Source organism: Acinetobacter sp. LCT-H3, assembly GCF_001866125.1.
GTDB classification, from domain to species: domain Bacteria; phylum Pseudomonadota; class Gammaproteobacteria; order Pseudomonadales; family Moraxellaceae; genus Acinetobacter; species Acinetobacter schindleri.
Map to the genome: position 1 here is coordinate 1 of NZ_MODX01000095.1, position 353 is coordinate 353.

1 rRNA gene is annotated in these 353 nt (G+C 54.7%); it reads right to left on the bottom strand.

The annotated features are described in order from the left end of the window. Positions 1–353, bottom strand: a 16S ribosomal RNA gene (locus tag BK820_RS15000); the annotation flags it as partial.

Below are 353 nucleotides of genomic sequence, written 5' to 3' on the forward strand. Positions count from 1 at the left end.
GGTTAGACTACCTACTTCTGGTGCAACAAACTCCCATGGTGTGACGGGCGGTGTGTACAAGGCCCGGGAACGTATTCACCGCGGCATTCTGATCCGCGATTACTAGCGATTCCGACTTCACGCAGTCGAGTTGCAGACTGCGATCCGGACTACGATCGGCTTTTTGAGATTAGCATCCTCTCGCGAGGTAGCAACCCTTTGTACCGACCATTGTAGCACGTGTGTAGCCCTGGCCGTAAGGGCCATGATGACTTGACGTCGTCCCCGCCTTCCTCCAGTTTGTCACTGGCAGTATCCTTAAAGTTCCCGGCATTACCCGCTGGCAAATAAGGAAAAGGGTTGCGCTCGTTGCG